The sequence below is a fragment of the Kitasatospora sp. NEAU-CNBT7 genome (assembly GCF_057220535.1).
Window position 1 is genome coordinate 191,877 of sequence record NZ_JBXQQB010000013.1, and the last position, 7,966, is coordinate 199,842.

General features: G+C 74.5%; 9 protein-coding genes and 1 pseudogene. 1 reads left to right on the forward strand and 9 read right to left on the reverse strand.

The window, feature by feature from the left end:
• Positions 1-42: 42 nt before the first annotated feature.
• From AC2TEW_RS19315 to AC2TEW_RS19345, 7 genes are all read right to left on the reverse strand, one after another.
• On the reverse strand, positions 43-927 hold the full coding sequence (locus tag AC2TEW_RS19315) for an ABC transporter permease (protein WP_484624595.1): 885 nt from the start codon (positions 925-927) through the stop codon (positions 43-45).
• Positions 887-1,765: an ABC transporter ATP-binding protein gene (locus AC2TEW_RS19320; protein WP_484624596.1), complete on the reverse strand. Its 879-nt coding sequence runs from the start codon at positions 1,763-1,765 to the stop codon at positions 887-889. Before AC2TEW_RS19320 ends, AC2TEW_RS19315 begins: the two co-directional genes overlap by 41 nt.
• Entirely contained in the window at positions 1,762-2,217 is a 456-nt protein-coding gene (locus tag AC2TEW_RS19325; protein ID WP_484624597.1) for a MarR family winged helix-turn-helix transcriptional regulator, read from the reverse strand. Before AC2TEW_RS19325 ends, AC2TEW_RS19320 begins: the two co-directional genes overlap by 4 nt.
• A 154-nt stretch (positions 2,218-2,371) precedes the next feature.
• On the reverse strand, positions 2,372-2,857 hold the full coding sequence (locus AC2TEW_RS19330; protein WP_082527275.1) for a universal stress protein: 486 nt from the start codon (positions 2,855-2,857) through the stop codon (positions 2,372-2,374).
• A 48-nt stretch (positions 2,858-2,905) separates the two neighbouring features.
• Positions 2,906-3,781, reverse strand: coding sequence for an SAM-dependent methyltransferase (locus AC2TEW_RS19335; RefSeq protein ID WP_484624598.1), 876 nt, complete (start codon positions 3,779-3,781; stop codon positions 2,906-2,908).
• 88 nt (positions 3,782-3,869) lie between these two features.
• Entirely contained in the window at positions 3,870-4,778 is a 909-nt protein-coding gene (locus tag AC2TEW_RS19340) for a carbohydrate kinase family protein (RefSeq protein WP_484624599.1), read from the reverse strand.
• Entirely contained in the window at positions 4,775-5,746 is a 972-nt protein-coding gene (locus AC2TEW_RS19345) for a pseudouridine-5'-phosphate glycosidase (protein WP_484624600.1), read from the reverse strand. Before AC2TEW_RS19345 ends, AC2TEW_RS19340 begins: the two co-directional genes overlap by 4 nt.
• 99 nt (positions 5,747-5,845) lie before the next feature.
• On the opposite strand from AC2TEW_RS19345, the gene AC2TEW_RS19350 reads away from it, so the two are divergent.
• On the forward strand, positions 5,846-6,181 hold the full coding sequence (locus tag AC2TEW_RS19350) for an immunity protein Imm33 domain-containing protein (protein ID WP_484624601.1): 336 nt from the start codon (positions 5,846-5,848) through the stop codon (positions 6,179-6,181).
• 45 nt (positions 6,182-6,226) lie between these two features.
• Here AC2TEW_RS19350 and ybiA read toward each other — a convergent pair whose 3' ends face one another.
• Positions 6,227-6,679 (reverse strand): riboflavin biosynthesis intermediates N-glycosidase, encoded by a 453-nt coding sequence (ybiA, locus tag AC2TEW_RS19355; RefSeq protein WP_484624602.1) that lies wholly within the window; start codon positions 6,677-6,679, stop codon positions 6,227-6,229.
• A 142-nt stretch (positions 6,680-6,821) separates the two neighbouring features.
• Positions 6,822-7,966: pseudogene (locus AC2TEW_RS19360) on the reverse strand (acyl-CoA dehydrogenase family protein); the annotation flags it as partial.

Sequence of the window (7,966 nt, forward strand, 5' to 3'; positions counted from 1 at the left end):
GACCACGGCGGACGGCCCCTCGCGGGCCGTCCGCCGGACCGCTCAGCGGGCCAGCCGGCCCATCAGTGCGGAGGCCGCGCCGACCCCCAGCGCCGCCGCCAGCACCAGCACCCCGAGGTCGAGCCACAGGTGGGCGGGGGTGCCGAGCAGCAGACCGCGCAGCGCGTCCACCTCGTAGCTGAGCGGATTGACCTTGCTGACCGCCTGCAGCCAGCCGGGCATCACCGCGACCGGGTAGAGCGCGTTGGAGCCGAAGAACAGCGGCATGGTGATCGCCTGCCCGATCCCCATCAGCCGCTCCCGGGTGAGCACGATCCCGGCGATCGACATCGACAGGCAGGCGAAGAACGCCGAGCCGAGCACCACCACCACGGCCACCCCCAGCAGCCGCAGCGGGTTCCAGGTCATCGAGACCCCGAGCACGGCCGCGATCAGCACCACCACGACCGCCTGGACCACCGACTTCACCCCGGCCGCGAAGGCCTTCCCGGTCACCAGGACGGCCCTCGGGGTCGGCGTGACCAGGAGCTTGGTGAGCACCCCGGAGTCGCGCTCCCAGATGATCATGATGCCGTAGAAGATCGCGATGAACATCGCCGACTGCGCGATGATGCCCGGCGCCAGGTAGTCCAGGTACGGGATCCCGCCGGTCGGGATCGCCTTGATCCGGGTGAAGGTCTCACCGAAGATCAGCAGCCACAGCGCCGGCTGCACCGCCCTGGTGTAGAGCTCGACCCGGTCGTGCCGCAGCTTCTGCAGCTCGATGGCGCAGAGCGCGGCCACCCGGGCGGGCACCAGCCGCCAGCCCCGGCGGGCCGGCGGCGGGGTCAGCAGCAGCCTCAGCTGCGGGGACGCGGCGGCGGGGGCGGCCGGGGCGGCCGGGGCGTCAGCCGACACGGGAAGCGGTCCTGCGGGTGCGGCGGACATCGCCGAGATCCCCTCCTTCGTCGTTGTCGCGGCCGGTCAGCCCGCTGCCGGCGTAGTGGCGGAAGACGTCCTCCAGGCTGGGTTCGGCGCCGCCGGGCCCGGCCAGCGCGTGCCGCAGCTCGGCGGGGGTGCCCAGCGCCCGGATCCGGCCGCGGTGCATCAGGCCGACCCGGTCGCAGTACTGGTCCGCCTCGTCCATGTAGTGCGTGGTGACCAGCACCGTCATCCCGGTGGCGGCCCTGACCTCGTTGATCCGGTCCCACACACCGGTCCGGGCGATCGGGTCGAGGCCGATCGTCGGCTCGTCAAGGATCAGCAGCCGCGGCGCGCTGACCAGCGCCTGGGCCAGCTCCAGCCGCCGGACCATGCCGCCGGAGTACGTCCCGGCCAGCCGGTCGGCCGCCTCGGTGAGGTCGACGGCGGCCAGCGCCTCGGCCACCCGGGCGGCCCGCTCGCGGCGCGGCACGTCGAAGACCCGGGCGAACAGGGCGACGTTCTCCCGCCCGGTCAGGCCGCCGTCGGCGGACAGCTGCTGCGGCACGTACCCGAGCAGCCGGCGCACCGCCATCCGCTCGCGGGCGCTGTCGTGCCCGAACACCTCGACCATGCCCGGCGGGATCCGCAGCAGGGTGGTGATCGCCCGGATCGCCGTGGTCTTGCCCGCGCCGTTCGGACCGAGCAGGCCGAACACCTCACCGGCCCGGACCTCCAGGTCCAGACCGTCGACCGCGCGGGCGGCGCCGAAGGAGTAGCGCAGGCCGGTGCAGCGCACGGCGGTGGCCGGCGCGCCCGGCGGCGGGCCGCCGGCGGCCGGTGTCACGGCGGGTGTCGCGGTCATTCCCCGTCCCCTTCCTCGTGGAGGCCCTCGGCCAGACGCCGCAGGGCCGGGAGTGCGGCGGTGAGCGCCACCCGGTCCGCCTCGGACAGCAGCGCGACCTGCGCGGTGACCAGCTCGCTGCGGCGCCCGTCCCAGGCCGCGAGGCGCGCGGCGGCCTGCGGCGTCGGGTGGAGCAGCGCGGCCCGGCCGTCCGCCGGGTCGGGGGCCCGCAGCAGCAGGCCGTCCCGGACCAGCTGGTTGACCAGGGTGGACACCGAGTTGCCCGCCAGGTACAGCTCCTTGGCGGCGGCGGAGACCCGGATGCCCGGCCGGGCGGCGACCAGCCGCAGCAACTCCACCTGCGCGCCGCGCAGCCGGGGTGCGGTCAGGCCCCGGCGCAGGCGCCGGCGCAGCAGCCGCTGGATCCCGACCAGCAGGTCGGCCAGCTCGTCACCCGGTCCCGTGGTCGCCATACCGTCATTTTAGCTCTCAATAAGAGGTATCGCACCGGGGTCCGGCGGATCCGCTCCACCCGCAGGGCCCGGGCCGAAGACGCCGGGCCCGTCCGGCCACGTAAACCGGACCGGCGCGCGGTGGTGGACACCCGGCCGGAGACCGGGCGGGCGGCTACGGGACCACGGTGACCGGCCAGCGGCCGGACTTGACCAGGCGGACCGCCACCGAGCCGACGATGCGGTGCCCGGCCTGCTCGGAGGCGCCGACCACCACGGCGTCCGCCTTCAGCCGGTCCGCGGTGGCGACCAGGCCGCCGTACGGGTCACCGCGGAAGGTGACGAACTGCCACCGGACCTCGAACACCCCGCGCATCCGGTCCGCCCAGGCCCTGATCTCGGCCACCAGCGACTCGGCGACCTCCTCGGTCACCTCGGCCACGGACGCGCCCATCGCCACCGCCGTCCCGAGCACCGGCTGCACGTAGACCACCACCAGCAGCGCGTTCTGACGGCGGGCCAGCCCGGCCGCGTACGCGGCGGCCCGGCCCGAGGCGGCCGAGCCGTCCACGCCGACCAGGATCACCTTGGGACCGTCGGTCCCCCGCTCGAACTGCGCACCGGACAGCGAGGACCGGTCGGGCTGCCATTCGTCGTTCACAGCTCCCGAGCGTAGTCCCCGGGCCCGCGGGCGCCCCCGGCGGGCCGCTCAGGAACGCTTGCGGGCCACCCCGGCCCAGTAGTAGGCGGCCTGCGGGTCCGCGGGCGGGGCGCCGTCCGGGTGCCAGGCCATCACCGGGACGACGCCCGGTTCGATCAGCTCCCAGTCGCCGAAGAACTCCGCGACCTGCTCCTTGGTGCGCGGGACCAGGGTCAACCGCCCCTGCTGCGCCGCCGCGACGACCTCGCCCATCGCCTCCGGGTTGAAGTCCGCGCTGGGATGGGTGATCGCGACGTGGCTGCCGGCGGGCAGCGCGTCCAGCAGCTTGCGGACCTTGCCCCAGGGGTCGTCCTCGTCCTCCAGCAGCATCAGGATCGCCACCAGCATCAGGCCGACCGGCCGGGTGACGTCGAGTGTGCCGGTGAGCGCCGGGTCGGACAGGATCCGCTCCGGTTCCCGCAGGTCGGCGTGGAGGTAGGCGGTCCTCCCCGCGGCGCCGCTGACCATCAGCGCACGGGCGTGCGCCAGCACGATCGGGTCGTTGTCGACGTACACCACCCGGCTGTCCCCGGCCTCGGCCTGGGCGACCTCGTGGGTGTTGCCCTCGGTGGGGATGCCGGTGCCGATGTCCAGGAACTGGCGGATGCCCGCCTCCCGCACCAGGTGGCGGACCGCGCGGCCGAGGAAGGCGCGGTTCTCCCGGGCCATCGTGCGGATGCTCGGGATGGCCTGCTCGAAGGCCTCACCGAGGGCCCGGTCGGCCGGGAAGTTGGTCTTGCCGCCGAGCCAGTAGTCGTACATCCGGGCCGAGTGCGGGAGCGAGGTGTCGATCTCCGGCGGCCGGTCGCCGCCGATCTGCCCGACCGCCCCGCCCGGCTCCCCGGTCCGGTCCCGGCGCTCCGGACCGTCCTGATGCTCCGACAAAATCGCACACCCCCAGCACACTTACCGTTCGGACCCGACCCACAGTAACCCGGCCGGGCGGGTCCGCGGCGCCGCCCGCACGACCGGGTCAGGCGGCCGGGCCGACCGCGGGGCGCCCGCCCACCGTCCGGACCGCCTCGGCACCCGCCCGGCAGCCCGCCTCCGCGGCTGCGGCGAGACCCGCACCGGCCAGCGCGGCCGCCAGGAACCCGCCGGTGAACGCGTCGCCCGCGCCGGTGCTGTCCAGCGCGGCCGCGGGCACCCCCGGCACCCGGGCGACCAGCCGGCCGTCCCGCGCCACCAAGGCGCCGGCCGCGCCGAGCGTGACCACCGCCGTCCCGTACGCCGCGCTCAGCTCCTCGGCCGCGCCGACCCCGTCGGCCCGGCCGGACAGCAGCCGGGCCTCGGCGAGGTTCGGCAGCAGCAGCCCGGCGCCGGCCACCGCCGCCCGGAAGGCGTCCACCCCGAGCCGTCCGAGGAAGCCGGTCGACGCCGGGTCCACGCTCACCGGTGTGCCGAGCGCGGCGGCCGCGGCCAGCACCAGGGCGGCGAGCCGGCGCCCGGGCTCCGAGAAGAACAGGTAGCCGGACAGGTGCACCCGGGCCACGCCCGTGAGCAGCCGCGGGTCCCAGTCCCCGGGGCCGAGCCGCACCGACGCGCCGCCGTCGGTCACCAGGGTGCGTTCCGCCCGGCCGTCGACCAGGCAGACCACCACCGCGGTCGGGGCGTCCCGGTCCACCACCAGCCGGGGGTCGACACCCGCCGCCCGCAGCTGCCCGCGGTGCCACTCGGCGCTGTCGGCGCCGGCCCTGGCCAGCAGGACGACCCGGGCACCGCGGTGGGCGGCCCAGGCCGCGACGTTGGCGCCCGCCCCGCCCGGGCGCACCGAGATCCGCGCCGCGGTGTCGGTGTCCGGCGCGAGCGGGCCCTCGTGCAGCGCGAGCACGTCGGTGACCACGTCCCCGATCACCAGCAGCGCGCCGGGCCCGGCGGTCATCCGCGCTCCGCCGCTCCGCCCGCCCCCGCCGCCGGGCCGGCCGGGTCCGCCGCCCACGCGCCGGCGATCCGGGCGGCGAGGGCGACGTTGCCGCGTACGGCGGCCAGGTTGGCCTCCAGCGAGGCACCGGCGGTGTGCTCGGTGAGGTACGCGAGCAGGAACGGCGTGGTGGCCTGCCCGGTGACGCCCTCCCGTTCGGCCGCCGCGAGCGCCTCGGCGAGCACCCGGTCGTGCAGCGCGGGGTCCAACTGCTCGTGCGGCGGTACCGGGTTGGCCACGACCAGCGCCGATCCGGGTCCGCCCAGGGCGTCCTGGGCGCGCATCACGGCGGCCACCTCGGCCGGCCCCTGCACCGTCCAGTCCACCGGGCTGCCCGAACTGGTCAGGTAGAAGCCGGGGAAGGAGTCCGTCCGGTGACCGAGCACGGCCACGCCGAGGGTCTCCAGCCGCTCCAGCGTCGCGGGGACGTCGAGGATCGACTTCACCCCGGCGCAGACCACGGTGATCCTGGTCCTGGCCAGCAGCGCCAGGTCGTTGGACTCGTCCTGGGTGTCGGTCCAGCCGCGGTGCACCCCGCCGAGGCCGCCGGTGGCGAAGACCCGGATCCCGGCCCGGGCCGCCAGGAACGCCGTGCCCGAGACGGTGGTCGCCCCGCTCGCGCCGGCCGCGACCGCCGGGGCCAGGTCGCGGAAGCCCAGCTTGCGCAGGCCGGGGTCGGTGGCGACCCGCTCCAGCTCGGCCTTGCCGAGCCCGATCCGCGGCAGGCCGTCCAGCACGGCGATGGTGGCCGGCACCGCGCCCGCGGCCCGGACCAGGTCCTCAAGTTCCGCGGCGACCTGGAGGTTGCGCGGCCGGGGCAGGCCGTGCGCGATGATCGTCGACTCCAGCGCGACCACCGGGGTCCCGTGCTGCAGGGCGTCGCGTACCTCGTCGGAGAGCCGCAGGGCGGCCGGTGCTGTCCTGGTCATCCTCCATTCCTGGCATGGCCGGAGCGGGTCCAAACCTCGCCGCACCCGGCGGCGTAGGATGCCGGGTGCGGGGTGGGACGCGAAATGTCTGGATCTGCCATGCTTCACGACCACGATGCGGTCTGCGCCCGGTTCGGCGTCGACCCCGCACCCGTCGGCGCCGCCGAGATCCTCGGCCTCGCCGGGACCTTCTCCAGCGTCAGGTTTCCGCTGAACGGCCTGCGGCAGCCGCCCGAGGACGGCGCCTGCGGCTGGTTCGTCTGGTCCGCCGAGGAGCTTCCCGACGATCCCGACTTCTTCGTCCCCACCCCGGTCGGCCACCTGGTGACGGTCTGTCCGTCCCTGAAGCCCTACCTGGCGCTGCCGCCGGGCTGGCGGTTCAGCTTCGGCCCGGGGTACGAGGACGTCCGGTACGACGCGCAGTTGCTCGGCTGACGTCCATAGGAGCATCCGCAGCCGTCCGGCAGCGGCACCGCCCGGCTACCGCGGCCCGGGCTCGGCCCGCAGCCGGGTGCGGGTGCGCATCAGGATCCGGCCGAGCATGTTGCGGCCGGTGCCGGTGCGGCCGCGGCCCCAGTAGTGGTCGGTGCCGGTGTCCTCGACCAGCTCCTGGTCGCCGGTGGCCAGCAGCACCGCCCGGAGGTCGGGATGCGCGCGGAACTTCGCCTCCACCGCCCGGCGCATCGCGTCGTCCTTGACCCGCTCCCAGTCCCGGCGCAGTCCGCGCGCCGGGTCCCGGCCCAGCTCCGCGGCCCGCAACGGCGTGCCGGCGCGGCGGACGACCCCGGCGTGCGGGGTGCCGGCGAACTTCTGCGCCTGGAAGTAGTGCTCGGAGGTGGGCCACCACAGCCCGTCGAGCTCGAAGCCGTGCGGCGAGAAGTTGGAGAAGCAGCCGTAGGGCGGCTCGTCGGCACCGTAGAAGTAGATCGGCATCCCGGCCCCCGTGTCCGTCGTGCGAAGAAACGCACCCTGCCGCACCGCCCGGCGGCCCGGCAACCCGGTTTTCGCGGGCCTGCCGTGCCGGGCCTGCCGCACGGGGTGGTGCGGCAGCCCCGCGCGGCCGGCCCGGAGCGCGCTACGGCAGGTTGCGGGCCATCACGATCCGCTGGACCTGGTTGGTGCCCTCGTAGATCTGGGTGATCTTCGCGTCCCGCATCATCCGCTCCACCGGATAATCCCGCGTGTACCCGTACCCACCCAGCAACTGCACCGCATCCGTGGTGATCTCCAATCGCCACATCCGACGCGAAACACTTCGCCGCCGCCCCGAAGAACGTCAGATCACCATCCGTGCGCTGCGACTTCGCCGCCGCCGCATACGTCAACTGCCGCGCCGCCTCCAGCTTCATCGCCATGTCCGCCAGCATGAACTGCACACCCTGGAACTCCGCGATCGCCTTCCCGAACTGCTTGCGCTCCTTCACATACCCCGCCGCGAAGTCCAACGCCCCCTGCGCAATACCGATCGCCTGCGCCGCGATCGTCACCCGCGTGTGGTCCAACGTCCGCATCGCCGTCGCGAACCCCGTCCCCTCCGCACCGATCATCCGGTCCGCCGGAATCCGCACCCCGTCGAAATACACCTCACGCGTCGGCGACCCCTTGATCCCCAACTTCTTCTCCGGAGCCCCGAACGACACCCCCGCATCGCCCTTCTCCACCACGAACGCCGAAATCCCCTTCGACCGCAACGACGGATCCGTCACCGCCATCACCGTGTAGAACTCCGACACCCCCGCATTCGTGATCCACCGCTTCACCCCGTCCAGGACCCAGAAATCCCCGTCCCGCACCGCCCGCGTCCGCATCCCCGCCGCATCCGAACCCGCCTCCGGCTCCGACAGGCAGTACGAGAACATCCCCTCACCCCGCGCCAGCGCCCCCAGGTACTTCGCCTTCAACTCCGGCGAACCCGACAACTGCACCGGCAGCGAACCCAGCTTGTTGACCGCCGGGATCAGCGACGACGAGGCACACACCCGCGCCACCTCCTCGATCACGATCACCGTCGCCAGCGCATCCGCCCCCGCACCACCGAACTCCTCCGGCACGTGCACCGCATGCAGATCACTGCCCTGCAACGCGTCCAACGCCTCCTGCGGGAACCGCCCCTGCTCGTCCACCTCCGCCGCGAACGGAGCGATCTTCGCCTCCGACAGCGCACGCACCGTCTCCCGGAGCATCTCGTGCTCCTCACTGAGCCGGAAGAGGTCGAAGTCC